The organism is Paractinoplanes rhizophilus (assembly GCF_042664765.1).
Lineage (GTDB): Bacteria > Actinomycetota > Actinomycetes > Mycobacteriales > Micromonosporaceae > Actinoplanes > Actinoplanes rhizophilus.
Window position 1 is genome coordinate 190,253 of sequence record NZ_JBHTBJ010000011.1, and the last position, 25,578, is coordinate 215,830.

The 25,578-nt window shown below is 73.0% G+C and carries 19 protein-coding genes; 8 read left to right on the top strand and 11 right to left on the bottom strand.

Annotated elements, in window-relative coordinates:
- Positions 1–26 precede the first annotated feature (26 nt).
- From ACFQS1_RS17925 to ACFQS1_RS17940, 4 genes are read right to left on the bottom strand one after another with little or no spacing between them, the layout of a single operon-like run.
- The gene (locus ACFQS1_RS17925; protein ID WP_378969472.1) at positions 27–632 is read right to left on the bottom strand and encodes a TetR/AcrR family transcriptional regulator; all 606 of its coding nucleotides are present in this window, start codon (positions 630–632) and stop codon (positions 27–29) included.
- Positions 629–2,539 carry an ATP-binding protein gene (locus tag ACFQS1_RS17930; protein WP_378969474.1) on the bottom strand — a complete coding sequence of 637 codons (1,911 nt, stop codon included), beginning with the start codon at positions 2,537–2,539 and terminating at the stop codon, positions 629–631. Before ACFQS1_RS17930 ends, ACFQS1_RS17925 begins: the two co-directional genes overlap by 4 nt.
- A gap of 7 nt (positions 2,540–2,546) precedes the next feature.
- Positions 2,547–4,142, bottom strand: a complete 1,596-nt coding sequence (locus tag ACFQS1_RS17935; protein WP_378969476.1) for an acyl-CoA carboxylase subunit beta — start codon at positions 4,140–4,142, stop codon at positions 2,547–2,549.
- Positions 4,139–5,842, bottom strand: a complete 1,704-nt coding sequence (locus ACFQS1_RS17940) for an acyclic terpene utilization AtuA family protein (RefSeq protein WP_378969478.1) — start codon at positions 5,840–5,842, stop codon at positions 4,139–4,141. Before ACFQS1_RS17940 ends, ACFQS1_RS17935 begins: the two co-directional genes overlap by 4 nt.
- A 77-nt stretch (positions 5,843–5,919) precedes the next feature.
- On the opposite strand from ACFQS1_RS17940, the gene ACFQS1_RS17945 reads away from it, so the two are divergent.
- The 5 genes from ACFQS1_RS17945 to ACFQS1_RS17965 all read left to right on the top strand — a co-directional run bounded on the left by ACFQS1_RS17945 (position 5,920) and on the right by ACFQS1_RS17965 (position 10,064).
- Positions 5,920–7,059 (top strand): acyl-CoA dehydrogenase family protein, encoded by a 1,140-nt coding sequence (locus ACFQS1_RS17945; RefSeq protein WP_378969481.1) that lies wholly within the window; start codon positions 5,920–5,922, stop codon positions 7,057–7,059.
- Between the two features lie 148 nt (positions 7,060–7,207).
- Positions 7,208–7,555, top strand: coding sequence for a PadR family transcriptional regulator (locus ACFQS1_RS17950; RefSeq protein ID WP_378969483.1), 348 nt, complete (start codon positions 7,208–7,210; stop codon positions 7,553–7,555).
- A complete protein-coding gene (locus ACFQS1_RS17955; RefSeq protein ID WP_378969486.1) occupies positions 7,552–8,535 on the top strand; it encodes a permease prefix domain 1-containing protein in 984 nt (327 codons plus the stop codon). Before ACFQS1_RS17950 ends, ACFQS1_RS17955 begins: the two co-directional genes overlap by 4 nt.
- Positions 8,536–8,677: 142 nt before the next feature.
- Positions 8,678–9,511: an alpha/beta fold hydrolase gene (locus ACFQS1_RS17960; RefSeq protein ID WP_378969488.1), complete on the top strand. Its 834-nt coding sequence runs from the start codon at positions 8,678–8,680 to the stop codon at positions 9,509–9,511.
- On the top strand, positions 9,504–10,064 hold the full coding sequence (locus ACFQS1_RS17965) for a TetR-like C-terminal domain-containing protein (protein WP_378969490.1): 561 nt from the start codon (positions 9,504–9,506) through the stop codon (positions 10,062–10,064). Before ACFQS1_RS17960 ends, ACFQS1_RS17965 begins: the two co-directional genes overlap by 8 nt.
- Before the next feature lie 90 nt (positions 10,065–10,154).
- Here ACFQS1_RS17965 and ACFQS1_RS17970 read toward each other — a convergent pair whose 3' ends face one another.
- The gene (locus tag ACFQS1_RS17970; RefSeq protein ID WP_378969492.1) at positions 10,155–10,994 is read right to left on the bottom strand and encodes a S1 family peptidase; all 840 of its coding nucleotides are present in this window, start codon (positions 10,992–10,994) and stop codon (positions 10,155–10,157) included.
- Positions 10,995–11,106: 112 nt separating this feature from the next.
- Here ACFQS1_RS17970 and ACFQS1_RS17975 point away from each other — a divergent pair, with 112 nt between their 5' ends.
- Both ACFQS1_RS17975 and ACFQS1_RS17980 read left to right on the top strand, forming a co-directional pair.
- Positions 11,107–11,766, top strand: a complete 660-nt coding sequence (locus tag ACFQS1_RS17975) for a response regulator transcription factor (RefSeq protein ID WP_378969495.1) — start codon at positions 11,107–11,109, stop codon at positions 11,764–11,766.
- A 1-nt stretch (position 11,767) separates the two neighbouring features.
- Positions 11,768–12,847 (top strand): sensor histidine kinase, encoded by a 1,080-nt coding sequence (locus ACFQS1_RS17980; protein WP_378969497.1) that lies wholly within the window; start codon positions 11,768–11,770, stop codon positions 12,845–12,847.
- 6 nt (positions 12,848–12,853) lie between these two features.
- On the opposite strand, the gene ACFQS1_RS17985 is transcribed toward ACFQS1_RS17980, so the two are convergent.
- From ACFQS1_RS17985 to purU, 3 genes are all read right to left on the bottom strand, one after another.
- The gene (locus ACFQS1_RS17985; protein WP_378969500.1) at positions 12,854–14,014 is read right to left on the bottom strand and encodes an LCP family protein; all 1,161 of its coding nucleotides are present in this window, start codon (positions 14,012–14,014) and stop codon (positions 12,854–12,856) included.
- A gap of 373 nt (positions 14,015–14,387) precedes the next feature.
- Positions 14,388–18,365 carry an nSTAND1 domain-containing NTPase gene (locus ACFQS1_RS17990; protein ID WP_378969502.1) on the bottom strand — a complete coding sequence of 1,326 codons (3,978 nt, stop codon included), beginning with the start codon at positions 18,363–18,365 and terminating at the stop codon, positions 14,388–14,390.
- A gap of 56 nt (positions 18,366–18,421) precedes the next feature.
- A complete protein-coding gene (gene purU, locus ACFQS1_RS17995) occupies positions 18,422–19,327 on the bottom strand; it encodes a formyltetrahydrofolate deformylase (protein WP_378969505.1) in 906 nt (301 codons plus the stop codon).
- A 358-nt stretch (positions 19,328–19,685) separates the two neighbouring features.
- Here purU and ACFQS1_RS18000 point away from each other — a divergent pair, with 358 nt between their 5' ends.
- Positions 19,686–21,911 carry a putative bifunctional diguanylate cyclase/phosphodiesterase gene (locus ACFQS1_RS18000; protein ID WP_378969508.1) on the top strand — a complete coding sequence of 742 codons (2,226 nt, stop codon included), beginning with the start codon at positions 19,686–19,688 and terminating at the stop codon, positions 21,909–21,911.
- 42 nt (positions 21,912–21,953) lie between these two features.
- Here the strand turns inward: ACFQS1_RS18000 and ACFQS1_RS18005 are convergent, their stop codons facing one another.
- The 3 genes from ACFQS1_RS18005 to ACFQS1_RS18015 form a co-directional block, all read right to left on the bottom strand.
- On the bottom strand, positions 21,954–23,759 hold the full coding sequence (locus ACFQS1_RS18005; protein ID WP_378969510.1) for a diguanylate cyclase domain-containing protein: 1,806 nt from the start codon (positions 23,757–23,759) through the stop codon (positions 21,954–21,956).
- 62 nt (positions 23,760–23,821) lie between these two features.
- Positions 23,822–24,586 carry a PIG-L deacetylase family protein gene (locus ACFQS1_RS18010; protein WP_378969512.1) on the bottom strand — a complete coding sequence of 255 codons (765 nt, stop codon included), beginning with the start codon at positions 24,584–24,586 and terminating at the stop codon, positions 23,822–23,824.
- A gap of 17 nt (positions 24,587–24,603) precedes the next feature.
- Entirely contained in the window at positions 24,604–25,500 is an 897-nt protein-coding gene (locus tag ACFQS1_RS18015; RefSeq protein ID WP_378969514.1) for an SMP-30/gluconolactonase/LRE family protein, read from the bottom strand.
- Positions 25,501–25,578: the final 78 nt, after the last annotated feature.

The window sequence follows — 25,578 nt, forward strand, 5'->3', positions numbered from 1 at the left end:
TTATGCGTACGCGCCGATGCTGTCAATCATGCCGCGGACAGCGCCGCCGCCAGCTGGCCCGACCACGCGCGCACCACCCGGGCCCGCCGCCGGGAGTCGTCGGTGAGCACGTCGGCCAGCGCGAGGCCGCGGGCCATGTCGAGCGTCGCCTGGATCAGGGCGCGGACCGACGGGTCGCTGTCGTCGGCGCCGAGCAGCCGTACGGCCCGCCGGTGGACGCCCCGGGCGAAGCGCCTCTCCAGCGGGAGCACGGCCAGGCGCAGGGCCGGATCGGCGGCGGCGACGGTCCAGACCTGCAGGGCGGCGCGGAACAGGTCGCCGCCGATGATCGCCTCGACCAGGCCGCGCACCACGGCGTGCACCCGCTCGGGGCCGTCCTGTGCGGGCTCGGGCAGGGCGTCGAGCAACGCGGCCCGCTCCTCGAACATGTGCTCCAGCGCCGCGAGGATGAGTGCTTCCCGCGTACGGAAATGGTGTTGCACCGCTCCCCGGCTGATGCCGGCCTCGCCGGCGATGAAGCCGACCGTCGAGACTTCCCAGCCGTGCGTGGCGAGGCAGCGGATCGTGGTCTCCAGCAGCCGGCGCCGGGTGGCGCGGCTGCGGTCCTGCTTGGGGCCGGCGAGCTCGGTCATGCCGGCGCCAGGACCGCGAGCGGGGTGCCCTGGGTGACCTGCTGGCCGACGACGACCGGCAGCGCGGCCAGGACGCCGTCGGCGGGCGCGTGCACGGCGTGCTCCATCTTCATCGCCTCCAGCCAGACCAGCGGCTGCCCGGCCACGACCGGCTCGCCCTCCGCGGCGCCCACCCGCACGACCGTGCCGGGCATCGGGGCGATCAGCGCGCCGGCCGGGATCCGGGCCGCGGGGTCGGGGAAGCGCGGCACCCGGCGCAGCTCGACCGAGCCCAGCGGGCCGTCGACCACCAGGCACACGTCGTCGTCCGCGCCGAAACGGCCCACCGACCAGGCGCGCCGCACGCCGTCGACGTCGAGGACCACGCGGTCGGGACCGGCCTCGACGAGCGTGACCGCCAGGCCGTCGACCTCGAGGCCGTCGCGTCCGAACCGGTAGCGCACCTCGATCTCGTCGTCGCGGTGGCGGTACGAGCGGCTGCGGTAGCCGACCGGGATGTTGCGGAAGCCGCTGCGGGCCTTGCGGTCCGCGGCGGCGTCGGCCAGGGCCGCGACCACGGCGGCGAGGCGGGGATCGGGCCCGGCGTCGCGCACCGGCGGGTGGTCGGCGTAGAAGCTGGTGCTCGCCGTGCCGTCCAGGAACGACGGGTGGAGCAGGCTGGCCACCAGGAGGTCGCGGTTGGTGGTGACGCCGTGGATGCGGGCGCGGCGAAGGGTCGCGGCGAGCCGGCGGGCCACGGTCTCGCGGTCGTCCCCGTACGCGATCACCTTGGCCAGCATGGCGTCGTAGTGGGTGCTCACCACGCTGCCGCTCTCGACGCCGGAGTCGAGCCGGATGCCGTCGGTGGCGGGGATGTCGAAGGTGACCAGGGTTCCGGTCTGTGGCCGCCAGTCCGCGGCGGGATCCTCGGCGTAGAGGCGCGCCTCGATCGCGTACCCGTGCACGGCCGGCGCCGGACCGCTCAGCTTGCGCCCCGCCGCGACGTCGAGTTGCAGGCCGACCAGGTCGACGCCGGTCACGCACTCGGTGACCGGGTGCTCCACCTGGAGGCGGGTGTTCATCTCGAGGAACCAGAAGCCGCCGGACTCGTCGGCGAGGAACTCGACCGTGCCGGCGCCGCGGTAGCCGACGGCGGCCGCGGCGTCCCGGCCGGCCTTGAGCAGGCGGGCGCGCAGGTCGCCGCCGATCCGGTCGACCAGCGGCGCGGGCGCCTCCTCGATGACCTTCTGGTGGCGGCGCTGCAGCGAGCACTCGCGCTCGCCCAGCGTCCAGATCGTGCCGTGCTCGTCCGCCATGATCTGGACCTCGACGTGGTGGCCGTTCTCGAGGTAGCGCTCGCAGAAGACGGTCGGGTCGCCGAAGGCGGCGGCCGCCTCGCGGGCGGCGGAGGTCACCGCCTCGGGCAGCTCGTCCAGCGTGCGGACCACGCGCATGCCCCGGCCGCCCCCGCCGGCCGACGCCTTGACCAGCACCGGGAGGTCGCCGGCGGTGAGGGTCGCGACGTCCAGCCGGTCGAGCACGGGGACGCCGGCCACGGCCATCCGGCGCTTCGACTCGATCTTCGAGCCCATGACCTCGATGGCGCTGGGAGTCGGGCCGATCCAGGTGAGGCCGGCGCGTTCCACCGCGCGGGCGAAATCCGGGTTTTCCGACAAAAAGCCATATCCGGGGTGGATGGCGTCGGCACCGGTTTTTCGCGCGGCCTCGATGATCAGGTCGGCGCGCAGATAGGTGTCCTGCGCGGAGCTTCCCGGCAGCCGGACGGCACAGTCCGCCTCGCGCACATGCGGGGAGTCGGCGTCGGCGTCGGCGAAGACGGCGACCGTGGCCAGGCCACGCCGGCGGCAGGTGGCGAAGATCCGGCGGGCGATCTCGCCGCGATTGGCCACCAGGACACTCGTGATCATCGGTGCCTCACATCCGGAAGACGCCGTAGGACTCGGCGCCGATGATCGGGGCCGAATGGATGGCGGACAACGCGACGCCGAGCACGTCGCGGGTGTCGCGGGGATCGATGATGCCGTCGTCGTAGACCAGGCCGGAGAGCACCAGCGGCATCGACTCGGCGGTGATCTGCTGCTCGATCATCTGCCGCACGACCTGCGCGCCGTCCTCGTCGAAGGGCCGGCCGCGGGACAGCGCCGACGCCTTGGACACCAGGTAGGTGACGTCGGCGAGCTGCTGGGCGCCCATCACGGCCGAGCGGGCGCTGGGCCAGGAGAAGACGAAGCGGGGGTCGTACGCGCGGCCGCACATGCCGTAGTGGCCGGCGCCGTACGAGTTGCCGATCAGCACCGAGATGTGCGGGACCCGCGAGTTCGAGACCGCGTTGATCATCATGGCGCCGTGCTTGATGATGCCGCCCTGCTCGTACTCCCGGCCGACCATGTAGCCGGTGGTGTTGTGCAGGAACAGCAGGGGCGTGCGCGACCGGTTGGCGAGCTGGATGAACTGGGCCGCCTTCTGGGCCTCGGCGCTGAACAGGACGCCGTTGGCGTTGGCGAGGATGCCGATCGGGTAGCCGTGCAGCCGGGCCCAGCCGGTCACCAGGCTCGTTCCGTACAGCGGCTTGACCTCGTCGAAGTCGCTGTCGTCCACGATGCGCGCGATGATCTCGCGGGGGTCGAAGGCGGTTTTCAGGTCCGGTGGCACGATGTCGAGAAGCTCTTCGCCGGGATGCCGCGGTCTTATCGTCCGGTCCGGCTGGTTGCCGCTCTTTTCCCAGTTCAGCCGCGCCACGATCCGGCGCCCGATCCGGATCGCGTCCCGCTCGTCCACCGCGTAGTGATCCGCCAGGCCGGACACCCGGGCGTGCATCTCGGCGCCGCCGAGCGACTCGTCGTCCGACTCCTCCCCGGTGGCCGCCTTGACCAGCGGCGGTCCGGCCAGGAACACCTTCGACCGCTTCTCGATCATCACGACGTGGTCGCACATCCCCGGCAGGTAGGCCCCGCCGGCGGTCGAGTTGCCGAACACCAGCGCGACCGTCGGGATCCCCGCCGCCGACAGCCGGGTCAGATCGCGGAACACCGCCCCGCCCGGGATGAACACGTCCTTCTGCGTCGGCAGGTCCGCCCCGCCCGACTCCACCAGCGCGATCAGCGGCAGCCGGTTGGCCAGCGCGATCTCGTGCATCCGCAGCGTCTTGCGCAGCGACCACGGATTGCTGGACCCGCCCTTGACTGTCGGATCGTTCGCGACCAGCAGGCACTCCACCCCGCTGACCACGCCGATCCCCGCGACCACGCTGCCGCCCACATTGAACTGCGAGCCGTAGCCCGCCAGCGCGGCCAGCTCCAGGAACGGCGAGTCCAGATCCAGCAGCAGCTCGATGCGCTCCCGGGCGGTCATCTTCCCGCGCGCGTGATGCCGGGCCACGGCCTGCTCGCCGCCGCCGGCCACCGCCTTCGCGGTCTCCGCGCCGATCTCCGCCAGCGCCGCGAGCATGGCCTCGCGGGCCGCCCGCGCCTCGGCCGTCGATGTGTCGAGCATGGACCGCAGGACGGTCACGGCGCCTCCTCCAGGAGCGAGAGCGGGATGTCGACGTGCCGCGAGCGCAGCCACTCCGCGAGCCCCTTGGCCTGCGGGTCGAACCGGGCGTTGTCGGCCACGCCCGCGCCGAGCAGCCCTTCCACCACGACGTTGACCGCATTGAGGTTGGGCAGGCGGGTGATGCGCAGCGGCAATGCGGCGGTCTCCGGGAGCAGCTCCCGCACCCGCTCCGCGGAAATCAAATTCACCAGCCACGCGTACGCCGCCGGGCTGCGCACCCAGACGCCGATGTTGGCGTCGCCGCCCTTGTCGCCCGAGCGCGCCCCGGCGATCGTCCCGAGCGGCAGCCGGCGCGTGGTGGACAACGGCGCGGAATTGTCGTACCCCCGTGCTCCACTCGTCCCCGCCCAGGACAGGGTGGGGGAGGCTTGCGGACCGGGCAGTGGATCAAGAAATTGACAAGCGGGCGGCGGCGGGATGCGCTCGACCGCGCCGTCCGGGAGCACGACCTCGTGCACGGGCACCTCCTGCGGCACGAAGCCGGCGGTGAAGACGCCGTAGGGACGCGCCCCGCCCGGCGGCGTGGTGGCGAAAAAGCCCGGATAGGACCCCAGCGCCACCTCGACCGCGGCGTTGCTGAAGGCGCGGTCGGCGTTGCGCCGGTCGGGGTCGCGGGCGACGACCGTGAGCAGGGCCGATGCCTGCCGCTGGGTGGGCGCGTCGGGCACGTCGAGCCGGTCCAGCGTCCACGTCAGCGACGCGGGCCGCCGGGTCAGCCCGGCCTCGAACTGCTGCCGGAACAGGGCGGCCTTCGCCTCGATGTCCAGGCCGGTGAGCACGACCGTCATCTCGTTGCGGAAGCCGCCGGGCCGCGTGCGGGAGACCTTCAGATCCGGCGGGGGCGGCTCACCGCGTACGCGGGAGATCGCCACCCGGTCGGGGGCCTCCTGCCGCAACGTCACGCTGTCCAGGCGGGTGGTCACGTCGGGACCGGCGTAGCGGGCGTCCTGCACCTCGTACACCAATTGGGCGGTGACCGTGCCGACGGTGACCGCGCCGCCGGTGCCGGGGTGTTTGGTGATGATGCTGGAGCCGTCCTCGAAGATCTCCGCGACCGGAAACCCCGGGTGCAGCAGGTCGCCTATTTCGGTGAAGAACGAAAAGTTTCCGCCGGTTGCCTGCGTCCCGCACTCGATCACGTGCCCCGCCACGGTCGCCCCGGCGAGTTGGTCGAAGGAGTCGCGGGACCACCCGAAGCGCGCGATCGCCGGCCCGATCGCCAGCGAGGCGTCGGTGACCCGCCCGGTGACCACGATGTCCGCTTCCATGGCGCGCGCTATCCCGAATGCGCCGAGATACGCGTGCGCGCCCGGCCCCAGCGAGTCGCCGCGCACCAGCGCGATCGAGGGGGAGAGGCCCTGCCCGGCCGCCAGCTCGCGGATGGCGGCCACGAGCGCGGGCGGATTCACCCCGCCGGCGTTGGTCACGATGCGCACCCGCCGGTCGAGCGCCAGCCGCAGGCAGTCGCGCAGCTGGTTGAGGAACGTCCGGGCGTACCCGGCTCGCGGGTCCGCGCGCTGGTCGCCGGCGAGGATCAGCATGGTGAGCTCGGCGAGGTAGTCGCCGGTGAGCACGTCGAGGTCGCCGCCCTCGAGCATCTCCCGCATCGCGGAGAGCCGGTCCCCGTAGAAGCCGGAGCAGTTGCCGATGCGGATCATCCGCCGAGGCTCGCACAGCCGGCAAAAACAAGCAAGCGCGCTTGTTTTTGGGCGGCCCGGAAAGCTACCGTGCGGTAATGCGGCTCAACGAGGACCACAGCGCGTTCCGGGACAGCGTCCGCCGGTTCGTCGACACCGAGGTCAACCCGCACGTCGACGCGTGGGAGGCGGCCGGCCGCGCGCCGCTGCACGACCTGTTCCCCAAGGCCGCGGCCCTCGGCCTGCTGGGCCTCGAGTACGACCCGGAGTACGGCGGCGAGGGCGCCGACCCGAGCTTCCAGCTGGTCGCCGCCGAGGAGTACGGGCGCATGCACGCCGGCGGCGTCGGCATGGCCATCGGGGTCCAGGCGATGATGGCGACTCCCTCGCTGCACGAGTTCGGCTCGCCTTCGTTGAAGGAGGAGTTTCTGCGGCCCGCGATCGCCGGCACCGCCGTCGCCGCGATCGCGGTCACCGAGCCCGATACCGGCTCCGACGTCTCCCGCCTGCGCACTCGCGCGGTCCGCGACGGCGACGACTGGGTGATCACCGGCCGGAAGGTGTTCATCACCAACGGCGCCCAGGCCGACTGGCTGTGCCTGCTCGCCCGCACCTCCGACGAGGGCGGCTACCGCGGCATGTCGCAGATCGTGGTGCCCACCGCGGACGTGCGGGTGGCGCGCACCTTCGACAAGCTCGGCAACCGCTGCTCCGACACCGCCGAGCTCGTCCTCGACGAGGTGCGCGTGCCGGTGGCCAACACCATCGGCGCCGTCGGCCGCGGCTTCCAGCAGCAGATGCGCCAGTTCGTCACCGAGCGGATGTTCGCCGCCTACACCACGGCCGGCCAGTGCCAGTACGCCCTCGACCGCACGCGCGAGTTCGTGCACCAGCGGTCCGTTTTCGGGCGGCCGCTGGCGGACCGGCAGTACGTGGCGTTCCGCCTCACCGAGCTGCAGGCCGAGGTCGACCTGCTGCGCAGCCACAACCTGCAGACGTGCGAGGCGCTGATGGCCGGCGAGGACATCACCCGCATGGCCACGGTGGCGAAGCTCAAGGCGGGCCGCCTGATCCGCGAGGTGGCGGACTGGTGCTTGCAGTTCCACGGCGGCGCCGGCTATCTCGAGGAGACGTGGACCGCCCGCATGCTGCGCGATGTTCGCCTCACTTCGATCGGCGCGGGCGCCGACGAGGTGATGCTGCAGGTCCTCGCCCGCCTGGACGGCCTCCCGGCCTGACCGCCCCGCCCGGTGCGGCGGGCCGGATCTTCATGAAGTGCCGTTTGCCGCGAGCGCCAACTCATCAAGGCGTCGCCGCGCGATCGATGCTGCCGCGCATTGCTGTAGTGGGTTGTCATAGTGTGCGAGACACAGTATCGTGTTGGGCATGACAATGGATGCGACGCTCTCGGGGCACCTCCAAGAGTTGCGGCGCGGCACGGTTGTCGTGGCGAGTCTGACCGTGCTGCGGGAGCCGGGTTATGGATATTCGCTGCTCGAGACGCTGAGCGCGGCCGGCTTCGAGGTGGAGGCCAACACGCTCTATCCGCTGCTGCGCCGGCTCGAGGCGCAGGGGCTGCTGACCAGCGAGTGGAACACCGATGAGGCGCGGCCGCGCAAGTTCTACCGCACCACCGCGCAGGGCGACGCGATCGCCACCGCGCTGCGCGAGGAGTGGGCACGCCTCGACAAGGCGATCACCGATCTCGATCCGACCACGGGGAGCAGGAAATGACCAATCTCGTCGACCGTTACGTCTACACCGCCCTTCGTCGCGTCCCCGAGCGGCAGCGGGCCGACATCGACCGCGAGCTGCGCGCCTCCATCGAGGACGCGGTGGACGCCCGCGTCGAGGCCGGCGAGTCGCGTGACGCCGCCGTCGAGGCGGCGCTCACCGAGCTCGGCGACCCCGATCGGCTGGCCGACAGCTACGCCGGCCGGCCCAACTATCTGATCGGCCCGGCGCTCTACACGCCCTGGCGCAAGCTGACCATCACGCTGTTGTCCACGGTGCTGCCGATCGTGGTGGCGGTGGTCGTGATCGTCCAGCTGTTCGACGACCCCGACATCGGCAAGGTCATCGGCGGCGCGGTCACCGCGATCCTCAACGTCGGCATCCAGATGGTGTTCTGGACCACGCTGGTCTTCGTCATCATCGACCGCTCCGGCGCGGCCAAGGCGAGTCTGCGTCCCACCTGGTCGGTCAAGGATCTGCCGCGCTATCAGCCCGGCGGCATGACCACCCCCGAGATGGCCCTCGGCATCGCGTGGCCGGTCATGCTGATCGCCGCGCTGATCCTGCAGCAGTTCACGTTCACCGACGTCCCGGTGCTCGACCCGGCCAACTGGTCCTTCTGGTGGCCGTTCCTGATCGTCGCGTTCGCCCTGCGCGGCGTCTACGCGGTCTGGGTGTGGCGCCTCGGCACGTGGAACCGCCGGGTCTCGGTCGTCAACGCCGTGGTGACGCTGCTGTCGACGGTGCCGCTGGTGTGGTTGCTCGCCGCCGACCGGTTCTTCAACCCGGAGTTCCAGCAGTTCGCCGACCTCGGCCCGGCCGCCGACGTGCGGGGCTGGCTGTCGGCGGGCATCATCGCGCTGCTGGTGCTCGGCACGGCCTGGGACATCGTCGAGGTGGCGCTGCGCGGCGAGCGGGCCCGCAAGGGCCTGCCCACCAAGGTCCCCGGCACCGGAGGGTCGTACAACTACGGCTCGTGAACCCCGATTCGCCCACGCCGCCCGGCTTTCCGCCGGGCGGCGTTTCTTTTCATCCGTACGGCAACCCGGCCGAGCCGGTGACTTGACGGCGGCGGCTAATCGTATTAGCTTTTAGCTAACGACATTAGCCATGGAGGCTGACATGACCGAGTTCCTCGCCGTCGACGGCGGCACGATCGCTTATGAGGTCAGCGGGTCCGGGCCGCTGGTCGTCCTCGCGCACGGCATGGGCGACAGCCGCGCGGCCTACCGTTTCGTGGTCCCGCAGCTGGTCGCGGCGGGTTATCGGGTCGCCGCCACCGACCTGCGCGGCACCGGCGAGTCGAGCGCCGACTGGCCGTCGTACACCCGCACCGACATCGCCGGCGATCTGCTCGCGCTGGTACGGCACCTCGGCGGGCCGGCCGTGCTGGTCGGGCACTCGATCTCGGGCGGCGCGGTCACCATCGCCGCGGCCCGGGCGCCCGAGCTGGTCGAGGGCGTCGTCGAGCTGGCGCCGTTCACCCGCAAGCAGTCGATCCGCCTCGGCGACCTGCGGGTCCGGCGATACCGCACCGGCATGACGCGGCTGATGATGACCGGCATCCTGGGCAGCGCGCGGTGGTGGCTCAAATACCTCGACGTCGCGGTGCCGGGCCGCCGCCCGGCCGACTGGGCCGACCAGCTGCGCGGCATGGCGGCCATGCTCGGCGAGCCGGGCCGGATGAGGGCGATGCAGCGCATGGGGCAGTCCACCCCGGCCGACGCGGGGGAGCAGCTCGGCAACGTCCGCGTCCCGGCGCTGATCGTCGAGGGCACGCTCGACCCGGACTGGGCCGACCCGCGCGCCGAGGGCGAGGCGATCGTGGCGGCGATGCCGGCCGGCGTCGGCACGCTCGAGATGATCGAGGGCGCCGGGCACTACCCGCACACCCAGTTCCCCGACGAGACGGTGGCGCTGCTGCTGCCGTTCCTCAAGGCGTACGCGCGTGCCTAGGGCCGGGCTCGACCCGGCGGCCGTGGTCGCCGCCGCCGCCGGGCTGGCCGACGAGATCGGCCTGGCCAACGTGACGATGGGCGCGCTGGCCGAGCGCCTCGGCGTGCGCGCGCCGTCGCTCTACAAGCACGTCGCCGGCCAGGCCGACCTCAACCACCGGATCGCCGCGCTCGCGCTCACCGAGCTGGGCGACGCGCTGCGGGACGCGCTGCAGGGCCGGGCCGGCCGCGACGCGCTCGGGGCCGCGGCCCGCGCGATGCGCGCCTTCGTGGTGGAGCATCCCGGGCGCTACGCGGCCACGCTGCCGCTCAACGCCACCGGGCCGGACGACCCGGTCGCCGTGGCGGGCGCGCGCGTGCTCGACTCGCTGGCCGCCGTCCTCACCGGGTACCCGCTGGACCCGGCCGACACCGTGCACGCGCTGCGCCTGCTGCGCAGCCTGTTCGTCGGCTTCGCGGCGATCGAGTCGGCCGGCGGCTTCGAGATGGACACCAGCACCGACGAGAGCTTCGAGTGGCTGATCGCGTTCGTCGATCGCGGCTTGCGCGCCTGACGCCGTCGCCGCCCGCGGTCTGCGGGCCTGCGGATTGGACGCCGTCGCCGACCGCGGCTCGGCGGCTCCGCGCACCCGGCGATCGGCGGCTCAGCGCGGGCGCGATCCGCGCCGGAGCACGAGCGTGAGCGCCAGCACCGCGGCCAGCGCGACCACCACGCCGGCGATGAGCGGCCAGCGCGCATAACCCGGCCGAGCCCGCGTGGTGTCGGCGATCCAGTCGCCGAGCTGGTCGGTGCGCGCGGCGAAGTCGGCGCCGGCGTGCGGGCAGTCCGGGCCGGTGCTGACCACCGCCCGCAGGATCGCCGTGCCGTCCTTCGCCTCGGAGAAGTACGGCCCGCCGGAGTCGTGCAGGCACGCGCTGGTGTCGCGGCGGGGCCGGTTGCCCGACACGTCGAGCAGCGAGTCCCGCACCTGGCCCACGACGAACAGCCCGGTGCGCAGGCCGGGCGAACCGGCCGACTCGTCCCCGTCGGTCAGGCCGTAGCCGATCAGCCGCAGCACGTCGCCGGCCTTCGGGGGCGTGTCGCCGATCCGGATCGGCTCGATGCCGGTGACCGGCGCGGCAAGTTCGGCGAGGGCCACGTCGTCGTGGTGCGGCGCCTGGACGGCCGCCACGACCTCCACCTGCCGGCCGTCGAAGAGCGCCGTCGTCCGGTCGGCCACCGTGCGGCTGACCCGCTTGCCGGCGGCGTCCCGGAAGCAGTGCCCGGCGGTGATCACCCAGCGCGGGGCCACGAGCGCCCCGGAGCACCAGCTGTCCCGGGTGCCGCCGCCGGACGTCGGGATGCCGGTCATGGTCAGCTTGGTGGCGAACCGGTACCGGCCGGCCGGGACGTGGTCGCCGTGCGCGATCGCGGCCGCGGGTTGCGCGGGCACGACCACCATTGCGGCGGCTGCCAGGACGAGGACGAGGTAGTTTCGGGACACGGTGAGGATGCTGCCGCGACGGCCGTCGGGCGGGCGTCAGCGCAGCGTTTACGAAACCTTTATCCGCGCCGTGCGAGCCTTGCTGATCCGGTGACGAGTGGGGGATGGGCGAGTGCGGGTGCTGCTGGCCGACGACGAGCGGATGCTCGCCGACACGGTGGCCGAGGGGTTGCGGCAGCGGGCGATGGCGGTCGACGTCGTGTACGACGGGGACAGCGCCCTGGAACGGCTGGACCTCAACCGGTACGACGTGGCCGTCCTCGACCGCGACATGCCCGGTCACACCGGGGACGAGGTGTGCCGCCGCATCGTCGACTCCGGCGCGACCACCCGGGTGCTGCTGCTCACCGCCGCGGCCGGGATCCGCGACCGGGTCGAGGGCCTCGGCCTGGGCGCCGACGACTATCTGACCAAGCCGTTCGCGTTCGCCGAGCTGGTGGCCCGCCTGCTGGCGCTGTCCCGGCGCTCGGCCCCGGCGCTGCCGCCGGTGCTGGAGCGCGACGGCGTGACCCTGGACACCACCCGGCACACCGCGGCCCGGGACGGCCTGGTGCTCTCGCTCTCGCCCAAGGAGTTCGCCGTCCTCGAGGTGCTGCTGCGGGCCGGCGGCCAGGTGGTCAGCGCCGAGGACCTGCTCGAGCAGGCGTGGGACGAGAACGCCGACCCGTTCACCAACTCGGTCCGGGTCACCATCATGACCCTGCGCCGGAAGCTGGGCGACCCGCCGGTGATCCACACCGTGCCCCGGGTCGGCTACCGGCTGGGCACATGAGGTGACGAACCGCTCCCCGGCCCGGCGGATGCTGCTGGTCTGCGCCGTCCTGCTGGTCGCCGCCCCGTTCGTGCCGCGCGTCGCCGACGCGTTGCTCGACCTGTGGAGCGACTTCGTGCCGTCGCCGTGTCGCGGCGCCCCGGACGCGAACACCTCCTACTTCTGCACCCAGTTGTTCCGGCATCCCAGCATCGTCCCGCTCGCGGCCCGCGTACTCGTGCTCGGTCTTTTGCTCGTGGCTTGCCTCGCCGCGATCCGCTGGTGCCTGCAGCCGGTCCGCGACCTGATCCCGATGATCGCCGACGTCGGCCCGCAGAACCTCGGCCACCGCCTGCGGCCCGGCCCGGGCCGCGGCGAGCTCGCCGCGCTCGGCCGCACCATCGACGAGATGATGGACCGCATCGCGGTCGGCTACGACGCGCAGCGCCGGTTCGCCGCCGACGCCTCGCACGAGTTGCGCACCCCGCTCGCCGTGCAGCGCACGCTGATCGAGGTCGGCATGGCCCGCGACCTCAAGCCCGACCAGATCGAGCTGCTCGCCGCCCAGCTGCTGGAGACCAACCAGCGCAACGAGCGGCTGATCGAGGGCCTGCTGGTGCTGGCCGAGAGCGACCGGGGCCTGGTGTCCCGCGCGCCGGTGCGCCTCGACGAGGTCACCCGGCAGGTGCTCGACGCGCACGAGGCGCGGGCCGCCGAGGCCGGCGTCACCGTCACCAGCGACCTGCGGCCCCGGGTGGTGACGGGCGAGCGGGTGCTGCTCGAACGCCTGGTGACCAACCTCGTGCAGAACTCGATCAAATACAACCGCCCCGGCGGCGCCGTCGAGGTGCGGGTCGGCGGCAACCCCGCCCTGGTGGTGGCGAACACCGGCGACGACGTGCCGCCCGAGGAGGTCGGCGGGCTGTTCGAGCCGTTCCACCGCCTCGCCGGCACCCGGATCGACCACAGCGGCGGCGCCGGGCTGGGGCTGTCGATCGCCCGCTCGATCACCCGCGCCCACGAGGGCACGATCGCGGCTCAGTCGACCGGCCGCGACGGGCTCCGGGTGCAGGTGTCCTTCCCGGACGCCGCGCCGGCCTGAGATCGGCTACTTGTCGGAGCCGTCGCTGATCAGCATCTCCGGGTGCTGGCCCAGGAAGTCGCGCAGCTTGTCGTCGGCGGTCGCCTTGAACAGGTCCCGGGTGTCCTGGGTGACGCCCTCGCCGGTGCCGTCGGACGACTTGGCGAACGTGCCGCCGTTGGTCTTGATCGGGATCAGGTCGGCGGCGGCCAGGCCCTTGAGGCCGAAGATGAAGTCGGAGACCTCGACGCCGTGGGTGTCCATCTTGAGCGACGAGCCGGCCGCCTTCAGGATGTTCGCCACCTTGGTCGGGTTGGTGATGATGCCGGCGCTGGTCGCCTTCTTGGCCATGGCCCGCAGCAGCTGCTGCTGGTGACGCTGCCGGTCGTAGTCGCCGTTGGAGGAGTGCCGGATCCGGGAGAACTCGAGCGCCTCCCACGGCTGCATGTTGCGGCAGCCCTTCTTGAACCAGAGCGCGTTGCGGGGCGCGGTCTGCGGGTCGGCGCCCGAGTTGTACCGCACCTGGCCGTTGACGACGATGTAGTGGCTCGACCAGACGTCCTTGTCGACGCACATGTGCACGCCGCCCATCGCCTCGAGCATGCCCTTGAAGCCCTCGAAGTCGATGACCACGACGCCGTCGAAGTTGATCCCGGTCAGCTCGTGCACGGTCTTGGTGGCCAGCTTCGCGCCGCCGGTCCAGCCGCGCTTGTTCTCCGAGCCGATCGCGTACGCGCCGTTGATCTTGCCGGTCTGGGCGTTGGTGCCCAGCGCCTTGTCGGCCGGGATGTTCACGATCATGTCGCGCGGGATCGAGATCATGTACGCCTGGTCGTGCGCCGCGGTGATGTGCAGGATCATCATCGTGTCGGAGCGGGAGCTCTCGCCCCGCGCCTCCCAGCCCGCCCGGGTGTCGAGGCCGAGCATCAGCAGGTTCATCGCGCCGTCCGGGAGCTTGCCGCTCGCCGTGACGTTGCTGCCGCTCTCGCCGTCGAGCACGCTCGAGGTGGTCTGGATGTCGTGGGTGAGCTGACCCATGAAGTACTTGACGCCCACCACGCCGCTCAGGCTGAGGACCGCCAGGAACGCACCGAGCGTGGTGACCGCTTTGGCCCAGAAAGGCGACTTCTGTTTCTTGCCTTTGAGGGCGGGCACCTTGCCGTTGGGGCGTGCGGGCTGTCCCGGCATGCGTCAACTCCTCCGGACACACGAAAGACACACGGACGAGCGCTGCCGGGCGCCGACATCGCAGAGAAACAGATATATCTTCACCTTGCGATAGTCAATCGGCCATAGGGGCGCAACGGGGCCGGTGTGACCGCTTGTGATCCTTTAGTTCCGGAACGGGATCTTATCGACGGGACTCGATTCGACCGGTCGGCTTCCCGTGATGGTCACCAACTGCGGCCAAAGGGGACGAAGGGTCACCGGTTCGGGCGCCGTACCCGTCCCGCCGACCGCATCGTGGTCGCTCCGGCACTCCCCGCGCTCCTCGCTGTGGTTCGTGCCACACCCGGCCGCGCCGGACCGCCGGACCGCCTGCCGCGCCCGCGATCGAGGGTCAGGAGCGGCAGAGGGCCGGCGGTTCCCCGCCGCCGGCCCGGGCGGGCGGCCCGGCCACGGCGCAGAGCCGGCGCACCGCCTCGCCGGGATCCAGCCGCCAGATGCCGACCGTCCAGTCGTTGAGGCCGGCGAACAGCGTGCGGCCCCCGGCGGCGAAGCGGATCTGGCCCCAATTGTTGCTGTTGCCGCGCACCTCGGCGACGGGCGCGCCGGACCCGGCGTCCCACAGCTTGATCCGCCCGTCGGTGGTGTCGGTGGCGGTGGCGATCGTGGCGCCGTCCGGCGACCAGACCACCCGGGTCACCGGCGCCGGATGACCGCCGATCGTGCGCAGCGGGGCGAGTCCGTCCACGCTGAGCACCGCGGCGCGGCTGCCGGCCGCGACCGCCAGCGCGGCGGAGTCGGGGCTGACCGTGATCTCGTCGACCTCGTCGGGCAGCTCCCGCGAGTCGACCACGGTCAGGCCGGACGTGCGGAAGCGCCAGACGGCGCCGGCCTGGCCGCCGCTGACCACGTGGTTGCTCGTCACCAGCAGGTATTTTCCGTCCGGGGTGAAGGTCGGCTGCATGGCGAGGTGCCCGGGCAGCCTCAGCTCGGCGACCTTCGCGTACGTGCGGGTGTCCCACACAATCACATCGACGTCGTCGCGCTTCTGCACCTCGGCCTCGGGCTGCGTGAGGTTGGCGCGCGGGTTGGTCACGACGGCCAGCAGAGCACCGCCGGGCGACCAGGCCAGGTTTCCCGGATACAGCGCGGGGTCGAAGGTGAGCGCCTTCCGCGGCCGTAGCTGACGGTCGTAGAGCAGCACCTGGTTGCCCTGGTTGAAGACGGCGGCCAGCACCCCGTCCGGGCCGTACGCGAGGCCGAGCGGCCCGTCGTCGGCGCGCACCGGGATCGTCGAGCGCAGCCGCCCGGTGCGCGGGTCCCAGATGCGGATCGCCGGGTCGGCGGAGCCGGTGGCGAGCCAGCCGCCGGACGGGTCGACCGCCAGGCGCGTGACGACCTGCGGATGGGGGAGCGCCGGGCCGCCGATCCGCACCAGCGTCGGCGGGTCCTGCGCGCCGGCCACGGCGAGCACCTGCCCGTCGCCGGAGAGCCCGTACTCGCGGGGCAGATTGGTCAGATAGCCCAGGTCGGCGAGCACGCCGCCGGTGGTCAGCTGCATCGTCTGGCCGATCCTGCTGCTCGGGATCAGCATCCGGCCGTCCGGCGTGACCTCGAATCGCCAACTGCGGTCCTCCGGCTGCGGCCCCGCCCCGCCCGGGTCGGTCAGGTGCTCGACCCGCCAGCCGGTCGACGGGCGCCGGGCCTCCGGCGGGCTGCCGGGGCGGCGCCCCCGGCTGAACAGCGTGTCGTCGGCCGCGAAACCCACCCCGGCGGCGTCCGGGATCCGGGCCAGCACGGTCCCCTCGGCGCGGTCGAGCAGCGCGCCGCCGTCGGGCCCGCCGACGGCCAGGTAGTCGCCGCCGGCGCTGACCGCCAGTCCGATGCCGGGTGGCACCGGCGCCGGCGTCGACCGCAGCAGGGCGCCGGTTGCCGGGCTCCACTCGCCGATCGCGAGCGCCGCGCGGAAATGCGCCGCTAGCACGGCCGAGGAATCGGGCAGCCAGGCGACCGCGCCGAAGGCGTCCAGCCGGCGCAGCAGCTTGCCGGTCGCGACGTCCCAGAGGGCGACGCCCTTCTTCTCGGTCGCGCTCGACGCCAGGAATTTGCCGTCCGGCGAGAAGGCGAGCCATTGCATGTTGGTGGTCTCGGGATCGTCCTTGTCGGTCGGGTGGCGCATCGGCGGGCCGGCCCGGGTGAGCGCGGCGGCGTCCCAGAGCTCGATCTCGCCGTTGGGGTAGCCGGCCGCGACGAGCCGGCCATCGGCGCTCACCGCCACGTCCGCCGCCCCGGCGCGCTTGCCCAGCCGGCCGATCAGCATGGCCTGCTGTGCGTAAATCAGCGCGCCGCGGGCCTCGAGGGTCGGCGCGGCCTCCCACGCGCGCAGCGCCTTGTCCACCGAGGACAGCGGATCGGCATAGTGCTCGGTTTGCGACTCGGCGGCCAGCTGCCGGGAGCGGGCCACCTGCCCGTTGGCCCGCGCCTCGCGGCTCTGGCCGAGCGCGACCAGACCGCCGGCCACGACCAGCAGCAGCGCGACCGCGAGCCCGGCCACCAGCCGGCGCAGCCGCCGGGTGGTGCGCCGCTCGGCCAGCGCCCGCTGCTCGGCCGCCGCGGCCGAGGCGGCGAGAAAGCGGCGTTGCGCCTCGGGAAGCTCGGCCCGCATCTCGGCTGCCGCGGCCAGCCGGGCGCCCCGGTAGAGCAGGTCGGGATCCTCGCCGGCCGCCTGCCAGTCCCGCGCCGCCTGCGCCAGCCGCTGGCGCAGCAGGATCTCCTCGCGGGCGTCGGCGAGCCAGCCGGCGAGCCGGGGCCACCCGTCCAGCAGCGCCTCGTGGCTGATCTCGACGGTGTCGTCGCCGGCCGTCACCAGGCGCGCGGCGACGAGCGGGCGCAGCACCGGCATGGTCACCTCGGACAGGGCCGCCCGCCGCCGCACCGCCAGGCCGTCCACGATCGTCACGAGGCCCAGCAGCTCCGCGCGCAGCGCTTCGCGGGCGGGTTCGGTCAGGGCGCCGTACACGTGCTCGGCGCTGGCCGCGACGGCCCGCCGGATGCCGCCGGTCGCGTGATAGCCGGCCACCGTGAGGGTGTCGCCCTCGCGCCGCTCCCAGGTGGCCCGCAGCGCGTGCGCGAGCAGCGGCAGCGCGCCCGGCTCGTGGTCGCGCAGCAGCACCTCGACCAGGCCCGGCTCGATGGTGAGTCCGGCGTCGCGGGCCGGGGAGGCGATGGCGCGCCGCAGCTCGTCGTCGGTCATCGGCCCCACCACGACCTGGCCGGGGCCGAGCAGGGCGGCCATCGGCGGCAGCTCGGTGCACTGCTGATAGAAATCGGCGCGCACGGCAATGATCAAAAGCGTTTCCGGTACGGCGGTGAGCGCCGCCACGAAGGCCGCGCGCCGCGCCGGATCGGGGCACTGGGTGAACAGCTCCTCGAACTGGTCGACCAGGATGATCCGGCGGCCCCCGGGCGGCAGGCCGGCGCGCAGGGTCTCGAGGGGCGTCGCGCCGGGCGTCATGATCAGCCAGGGCCAGGCGCCGCTGCCCGCACCGAGGCCGTCCGCGGCGACCAGGGGGAGCAGACCGGCCCGCAGCAGCGAGGACTTCCCGGCGCCGGATGCGCCGACGACGACCAGCGGCGGGCCGCCGAGCAGGTGCTCGTCGAGGCGGCCGAGCAGCAGCCGGACGAGCTGCTCGCGGCCGTGGAAGAACGGCGCGTCCTCGATGTCGAAGCTGGCCAGCCCGGGGTACGGACTCGCGGTCGCGGTGTTCCGGACGGCCGGGGCCGCCGGCGCGGGATCTCGCAGCGCGCGGATCAGCGAAGTCGTGGCGGCCAGGGCGCCCAGCACCCGGGTGGTGTCCCGGCGGTGCTCCTCGATCTGCTGGCTGAGCCCGAGCCGGATCTCGTCGAGCACCCGCCGGTTGTCGGCGGTCAGGGCGTGCAGGCTCTCGAAGGCGGCGGCGAACTGCTGCCTGTTCTCGGCGTCCGCGGCCAGCAGCGCGGCCTCGACGGCGCCGACCGCGTGCAGCAGGCCGGTGAGCTCGTCGCGCAGGCCGGTGTCGCCGGCCTCGAGGCGGGCCAGCAGCTCGGCGGCGACCGCGTCCCGCCAGTCCCGCTCCGCGGCCGGCGCCCGCGCGGCCGTGGCCGCCAGCGCGTCGGCGAGATAGTTGCTGCCCATCCCGCCGAGCTGGTCGAGCGCCGCGGAGTACTCGGCGGGGGCGCCCAGCGCCGCGCCGGCGATCGGGGCGACCGCCGACGCGGACAGGAAGGCGAGGATCGCGTACGGGGTGGCGCGGCGCACCCCGGAGCCGGTCGCGCGAACCCAGGAGCGGATGCCGTTACGGGCCCGCTCGGCGGGGGAGGGCTTCGTGCTCATCGACGCTCATGGTGTCACGCAGCGTCCATTGTGTCCGGCGCCCGGTTGCCGGCGCCTCACGCGAAGACGATGGTGTGGTTCTCGTGCCGGATCACCCGGTCCTCGCTGTGCCACAGCACCGCCCGGGACAGCACGTCGCGCTCCACGTCCGCTCCGCGGCGGCGCAGGTCGGCGACGGTGTGCGCGTGGCTGACCCGCACCACGTCCTGCTCGATGATCGGCCCCTCGTCCAGGTCCTCGGTGACGTAGTGCGCGGTCGCGCCGACCAGCTTGACGCCGCGCTCCTTGGCCCGCGCGTACGGCCCGGCGCCGATGAACGCCGGCAGGAACGAGTGGTGGATGTTGATGATCGGCACGCCCACCTCGGCGATGAAGCCGCCGGAGAGGATCTGCATGTAGCGGGCCAGCACGATGAAGTCGACGTTGCCCTTGAGCAGTGCCAGGTGCTGGGCCTCGGCGGCCGACTTGTCCGGGCCCGCCGACGGCACGTGGAAGAACGGGATGCCGAACGCGCGCACCTCGCCGGCGGTGTCCGGGTGGTTCGAGATCACCATGGCGACGGTGATCGGCAGCTCGCCCCGCCGGTGCCGCCACAACAGGTCGAGCAGGCAGTGGTCGGCCTTCGAGGCGAAGATCGCCACGCGGTGCGGGATGGACAGATCGCGGAGCCGGAACTCGAGCTCGAATCCCGTGCCGAGCCGCGCCTTCAGGTCGTCGTCGATGTGTGGCAGCGCCGCCTTGAGGTTGTCGAGGCCGAACACCGTACGCTGGAAGAACGCCCCGCCGTGCGGGTTGTCGCTGTATTGGTCCAGCGACACGATGTTCGCCTCGTGCTTGCTGAGCACCGAGCCGACGGCCGCGACGATGCCGGTGCGGTCGCGGCCGTGCACGATCAGCGAGGCCTGGTTGTGGGTTGGTGTCCGCGACGGCGCCTGCAAGGGTGCTTCCTGGGTGATCGTCACGTCCGCCCTCCTCTCCGGTGGTCGGTGATCCGGCCCGGCCCCGGCGCCGGACGTGGCGAAGTGCGGCCCGGCCTCGCGGGGCGGGCCCGGTGGTGGTCGGTGGCGAGGGTACGCAGCGAGCGGCCGGGGCCCGTCGCGCGGGCCGCCCACTGCGCATTGTCCGAGATCTCGGGGAGGCCCTCCGGAGATTCCGGGATGCTCACTCGACCGCGGCGGGGACGCTCGCCGCCGCCCGGGTGCGCAGCGCGGGCATCGCGGCGGCGGCCAGCATCGCGGCCGGTTAGGTGCAAATCACAGTCAACTTGGTTCCGTTCCTGCCGATCTTGTATCGAAGAGAGCTGCGGGACGAGGGGGCGAGGTGCACAACCGCTGGTTCGTGCGGGGCGCCCTGACGCTGGCCCTGGCGGATATCCTGCTGATCGCGCTCGGCGTGCGCGCCGGCTTCCCGAAGCTGATGGTGTGGCTGCCGGCGGTCGGTGGCCCGGTCCTCGCGGTCGCCGCCTTCCGGGGCGCGGCGGCGCTGACCGAGGGCGCGCTGCGCACGTTCTGGCGGCGCGTGTCGTACGGCATGGGCGCCGTGGCGGCCGCGGCGGTGAGCCAGACCGTCGACGTCGGCACCACCGAATACTCCGGGATGCCGCCGATCGGGGCGCGAACCCTGCTGCTCTACGTCATCGGCACGATCCTCGCGATCTCCGCGATGCTGCGGCTGCCCGGCGGCGGGCGCAGCTGGCGGCAGCTGACCACGGCCGTGCTGGATGTGGCGGTGGTGGCGGTCGCGGCCGGGATCGCGTCCTCCCAGTACGTGGGCTGGTTCATCGACCGGTTCGGGGTCACCGCGTCGGCGTGGTGGCTGAACATCGCCATGATGGCGATCGCGGTGGCCGGCGTGGTGGTGGTCGTCAAGATCATGGCCGCGAGCCGGAGCCCGGTGCCGCGCGCGGCGCTGTGGTGGCTGGCGCCGGTGGGACTGTGCGGGCCGCTTTCCACGGTTCTGATGTCGGTGCTGAGCCCATGGCCGCATCTGAACGGGAGCGCCGCGGTGCTCCCGTTCGTCGGGTTGTTCGGAGTGCTCGCCGCTCGGGCGCAGGTGCGGCACCTGGGCGTTCTGCCCCGTTCCCGGCGGGCGGCCGCTTCCCGGCGGGGCACCGCCATTCCGCTGGTCGCCACCGGCCTGACCAGCCTGCTGCTGGTGACCGTCTTCGTGCGCACCGGGCACCTGACCGTGGTGCAGGTCGGCGGGACCACGCTGTTGCTGCTGCTGGTGGTGGCCCGGCAGGCGGTGGCGCTCGCCGAGAACGCCGCGCTGCTGGACACGGTCGCGAACCAGGCGATGCACGACGACCTGACCGGGCTGGCCAACCGCCGCTTCTTCGCGGATGCCGTCGCGGGGGCGCGCACCGTCGTCCTGATCGACCTGAAGGAGTTCCGGGCGCTCAACGACGGGCTCGGGCCGGACGTGGGGGACGCGCTGCTGGTGGCGTACGGGGCGCGGCTCTCGGCGCTGGCGCGGTCCGCCGACGAGCGGGCGGTGGTGGCCCGGCTGGGCGGCGACGAGTTCGGGGTGCTGCTTTCCGCGGAGCCCGATGCGGGCCAGGGGGATTTCGCCGGCCGGCTTCTGGCGGCGGCGGACGAGCCGCTGCAGGCGGCCGGGCACGAGGTGCTGGTCGACGTCTTCGTCGGCGTCGCCGAGGGGGACTTCGCCGACCTGTACCGTCGGGCCGAGCTCGCCCTGCGCGCCGCGGTGGCGTCCGGCGGGCGGCTGGTCCGCTACGACGCCTCGCTCGAGCGCCGGCTCAGCCGCCGGGCCACGATCGCCGCCGACCTGCGCCGCGCGCTGACCGCCGGCGAGTTCCACATGCTGTACCAGCCGATCGTCGAGCTGCCGCACGGCCGGATGGTCGCCGTCGAATCGCTGATCCGCTGGACCCGCTCGGACGGCACGGTCGTCCCGCCGGCCGATTTCGTCCCGGTGGCCGAGGACACCGGGCTGATCGTCGAGCTCGGCGCCTGGATCATCGACACGGTCTGCGCCCAGGCCGCCGCCTGGCGGCGCGCGCACGGCCCCGACGCCCTGCGGTCGGTGGCCGTCAACGTGTCGGCGCGCCAGCTGCTCGACCCCGGGCTGCCGGACCTGGTCGCGGCCGCGCTCGCCCGGCACGGCGTGCCCGCGTCCCAGTTGACCGTCGAGATCACCGAAACCGCCGTCTTCGGCGGCGGCCGGGCGCTGGCCACCGTGACCGCCCTGTCGGAGCTGGGCGTCGCCATCGCCCTCGACGACTTCGGCACCGGGCACTCGTCGCTCGGCCTGCTGCGCACCTGCCCGGTCGACGCCATCAAGGTCGACAAGTCGTTCGTCGACGGGCTCGGCGGCACCCCGCAGCAGGAGGCCATCGTGACCGCCCTGACCGGGATAGCCGAGACGATGGGCTTGCGCACGGTGGCCGAGGGCGTCGAGACGGCGGCGCAGGCGCGGCGGTTGTACGAGCTGGGATACCGGCACGCGCAGGGCTTCCTGTTCGCGCGGCCGCTGCCGGCCGGCGAGATCGACGCGATGCTGGACCGGCTGCACCTGGCCGCCTGACCGCGCCGGGCGCTCCGAGCCTCGAGCCGTGCGCTCCGAGTCTCAGGCTGCGGCGCGGCGGGACTGCTTGGTGCGGTACATGGCCTCGTCCGCGTCGCGGAGCAGGCCGTCGGCGTCGGCCGGGGTGCCGCAGGCCACGCCCACGCTGGCGCCCACCGTCACCACCGTGCCGGACAGCGGGATCGGCTCGCACACCGCCGCGGTGATCAGGTCGGCCAGCATCCGGGCCCGGCTCGGGGCGGCCGCGGGCAGCAGCACCGCGAACTCGTCGCCGCCCAGGCGGGCCACCGTGCCGGCCCGGCCCAGCAGGGCGGTGATCCGGCGGGCCACCGTGACCAGGACCTCGTCGCCGGCGTGGTGGCCGTGTGAGTCGTTGACCTGTTTGAAGCCGTCCAGGTCGATCAGCAGCACGCAGATCTGGCGGTCCGGCGGCGTCTCGTGCACCCGCTGCTGGAGCAGCACGCGGTTGGCCAGGCCGGTCAGGGCGTCGTGGGTGGCCTGGTGGCGCAGCTCGTCCTGCAGCCGGCGGGCGTCGGTGATGTCGCGGCCGTTCCAGACGATGCCGCGCACGCTCGGGTTGGCGCGCAGGTCGGTGGCGATGACGTGCAGCCAGCGGTGGCTGCCGTCGTCCTGGAGCATGCGCAGGTCGGCCTCGGCGGTGCCGCCGGTGAGCCGCTCGGTGAGCGCCCGCAGGACGGTCCGGTCGTCGGGATGCACGCGACCGCCGAGGGTCGCCTCGGCGCGCTGGCCGGCCCGGGCGCCGAGCACGCGTTCGGCGGCCGGGCTCACGTACTGGATGATGTCGCCCTGATTGACGACCGTGAGGTCGGACGCCTGCTGGACCAGGGCGCTGAACCATTCGCGGCTCGCGCTGATCTCGGTGACCAGCCGCTCGTTGTCGTGGAACGCGGCCTGCTGGCGGACCAGGACCAGCGCGGTGCTGACCAGCACGCCGGCGGCGACGCCCCAGAGCCGCATGTCCGGTTCGACGGCGGCCAGCGCCACCACCAGCAGCAGCTGGGTGCCGGCCACCGCCGCGTACGGCAGACGGGAGAACCCCCGGCCCGGCGCCGCGACCGTGCCCGCGGCGCGGCGGCGGTTCAGAACCTCCTGCATGCGCAGGCTGAACGGCATCAGCAGGCAGGGGATCAGCTGCGCCAGGAAGATCAGGCGGGCCTCCGAATGGCCGGTCAGCACGGCGGCCACCGGGGCGCCGACGGCCGTTCCGGCCACGCCGAGGATGCCCACGATGCCGGCGTTGCGGTGGAACGGCGCGGCGTCGCTGAGGATCAGTTTGATCAGGCCGAAGGTCACCAGCAACATCACGGCGGCGGTGGCGGCGGCCGGGAGACGGTCGGCGACCCGGCCGGCGAGCAGGAAGTACCAGAGGACGGCCGCCACGGAGGTGAGCATGGTGGCCGCGTCGAGCCAGAGCCGCAGCCGTTGCCGGCCGCTGCCGCCGAGCGGATGGAACAGCATGGTGACCACCACGAGGACCATGCCGGCCACGACGAGGCCGGTCTGCACGGGGCTCGCCCCGCCGGTCTGGCGCCCGGTCGCCACCAGGATCGTCTGGTACGTGTCGCCGACCGCGCTGAGCGCCGTGGCGGCGGTGACCGCGGCCCAGAACCGGCGGGCGGGCTTGCCGATCCCGGGCATGCGGTAGAGGCGCGCGCCGATCGTGGCGGTGAGCACGTCGATGCCGGACTGGATCAACCAGGTGGAGAGCGTGCCGCCCGGCCCGAGCAGGAACCACGGCACCAGCAGCACACCGGCGACCGCCAGTGCGCGCAGGACAGGGTCGCCGGGCAGGCCCCGGGAGGAGGGCAGGCCGCTGAGTTGCCGCATCCAGTCAGTACAGGCACGCCCGGTTGCCGACCAGGTGCACGCCGAGCGCGCCTGTGTAGCGGTCAGAAGAGCATGAGCTTGAACACCTCGACGCTGGTGGCGTACTTGGTGCCCAGCCGGGTGCCGGTCTGCCGGGAGAAGCCTTCCAGGAACTCCTCGGGGTCGAAGTCACCGGTGCCGAGCCCGCGCAGGTAGGCGGCGTGCGCCTCCAGCGACCGCACCCCCAGCTCGAACGTGTCGGTGGTGTCCACGGCGTGCCGGGACCGGGGGGATCCGGCCGCCCACACCTCGCGGACGCCGCCCCATTTCTCCAGGCCCTCCTCCTCGATCTGCGCGCGGAACACCCACCTGTTGCCGGCGTCGCGGGCGGCGTCGAGCACCGCCCGCCCGGTCACGATGTGATCGGACATGTTGAGGGCGTTGCCGTCCTCGTCCCAGCTGTCCCGGAAGTTGTTGGTGATGACGATCTCGGGCCGATGACGCCGGATCACCCCGGCCAGGGTCCTTCGAAGATCAACACCATATTCGAGTACGCCGTCCGGCAGCCCCAGGAACACGACCTCGCCGACCCCCACGATCCGGGCCGACTCGCGTTGCTCCGCTTCCCGGGTCACCTTGGCCTCGGCCGGGTCCATCCCGTCGATCCCGGCCTCGCCGCTGGTCAGAAGGACGTACGTGATCTGCTTGCCCTGCCCGGTCCAGCGGGCGATGGCGGCCGCGGCGCCGAACTCGAGGTCGTCCGGATGGGCGACGATGGCGAGGGCGCGCTGCCAGCTCTCGTCGACGGGCTGCAGCGGGTTGGGCACCGTGGGAGCGTCACCAGTCATGGGCCCATCTTGCCGCGTCAGCGCGGATACCGGACGCCGTTGACGTTCACCTTGAGGGCGTAGACCGACGACGTGGCGGTGATGAACAGGAAGTTCCGGCGCGGGCCGCCGAAGACCAGGTTCGAGGTGACCTCGGGGACGTGGAGCTTGCCCAGCAGGGTGGCGTCCGGGGCGAAGCAGTGCAGACCGTCGTGGGCGGCGGCCCAGATCCGGCCCTCGGTGTCCAGGCGCAGGCCGTCGAAGGTGCCGGCGTCGCAGGAGGCGAAGACCTCGCCGCCGGAGAGGGCCCGGCCGCCGGTGACGGTGAACCGCCGGATGTGCTTGCGGCGCGAGTCGCCGATGTAGAGCGTGCCCTCGTCGGCGCTGAAGGCCAGGCCGTTCGGGCGCTCGAAGTCGTCGGCGACGCGCTCGACGTCGCCGCCCGGGTCGATCCGGTAGACGTGGCAGCCGTCCAGCTCGGGGTCGGCGCGGTTGCCCTCGTAGTCGCTGTCGATGCCGTAGCTCGGGTCGGTGAACCAGATGCTGCCGTCCGAGTGCTCCACCACGTCGTTGGGGCTGTTGAAACGGCCGCCCCGGTAGCGGTCGGCCAGCACGGTCAGCGACCCGTCGTGCTCGACCCGGGTGACGCGGCGGGTGCCCTGCTCGCAGTTGACCAGCCGGCCGAGGCGGTCGAGGGTGCGCCCGTTGGCGTAGTCGGCCGGCTGGCGCAGGACGCCGACGGCGCCGGTCGTCTCGTCCCAGCGCAGCACCCGGTCGTTGGGGATGTCGCTGAACACCAGATACCGCCCGGCCGGCACGTAGGCGGGGCCCTCGGTCCAGCGCCCGTCCGCGAAGACGCGCTCCATCCAGTCGTCGCCGCCGACCCGCGCGAAGCGCTCGTCGAGGACCTCGAACCGCGCCCTGACCTTCTCCACAGCCACCTGCTCCTCCCGCCGGACGGCACCGTTGCCAGGCAGCGATCCTATTGCCCTGGCCCATATACCGATTGACGG

Coding starts and splice junctions, on each gene's coding strand:
- ACFQS1_RS17930 (WP_378969474.1), bottom strand. CDS start 2,539: ATGATCACGAGTGTCCTGGTGGCCAATCGCGGCGAGATCGCCCGCCGG.
- ACFQS1_RS18005 (WP_378969510.1), bottom strand. CDS start 23,759: ATGCGGCAACTCAGCGGCCTGCCCTCCTCCCGGGGCCTGCCCGGCGAC.
- ACFQS1_RS17985 (WP_378969500.1), bottom strand. CDS start 14,014: ATGCCGGGACAGCCCGCACGCCCCAACGGCAAGGTGCCCGCCCTCAAA.
- ACFQS1_RS17950 (WP_378969483.1), top strand. CDS start 7,208: ATGACAATGGATGCGACGCTCTCGGGGCACCTCCAAGAGTTGCGGCGC.
- ACFQS1_RS17940 (WP_378969478.1), bottom strand. CDS start 5,842: ATGATCCGCATCGGCAACTGCTCCGGCTTCTACGGGGACCGGCTCTCC.
- ACFQS1_RS18010 (WP_378969512.1), bottom strand. CDS start 24,586: ATGACTGGTGACGCTCCCACGGTGCCCAACCCGCTGCAGCCCGTCGAC.
- ACFQS1_RS17925 (WP_378969472.1), bottom strand. CDS start 632: ATGACCGAGCTCGCCGGCCCCAAGCAGGACCGCAGCCGCGCCACCCGG.
- ACFQS1_RS17955 (WP_378969486.1), top strand. CDS start 7,552: ATGACCAATCTCGTCGACCGTTACGTCTACACCGCCCTTCGTCGCGTC.
- ACFQS1_RS17945 (WP_378969481.1), top strand. CDS start 5,920: ATGCGGCTCAACGAGGACCACAGCGCGTTCCGGGACAGCGTCCGCCGG.
- ACFQS1_RS17990 (WP_378969502.1), bottom strand. CDS start 18,365: ATGAGCACGAAGCCCTCCCCCGCCGAGCGGGCCCGTAACGGCATCCGC.
- ACFQS1_RS17960 (WP_378969488.1), top strand. CDS start 8,678: ATGACCGAGTTCCTCGCCGTCGACGGCGGCACGATCGCTTATGAGGTC.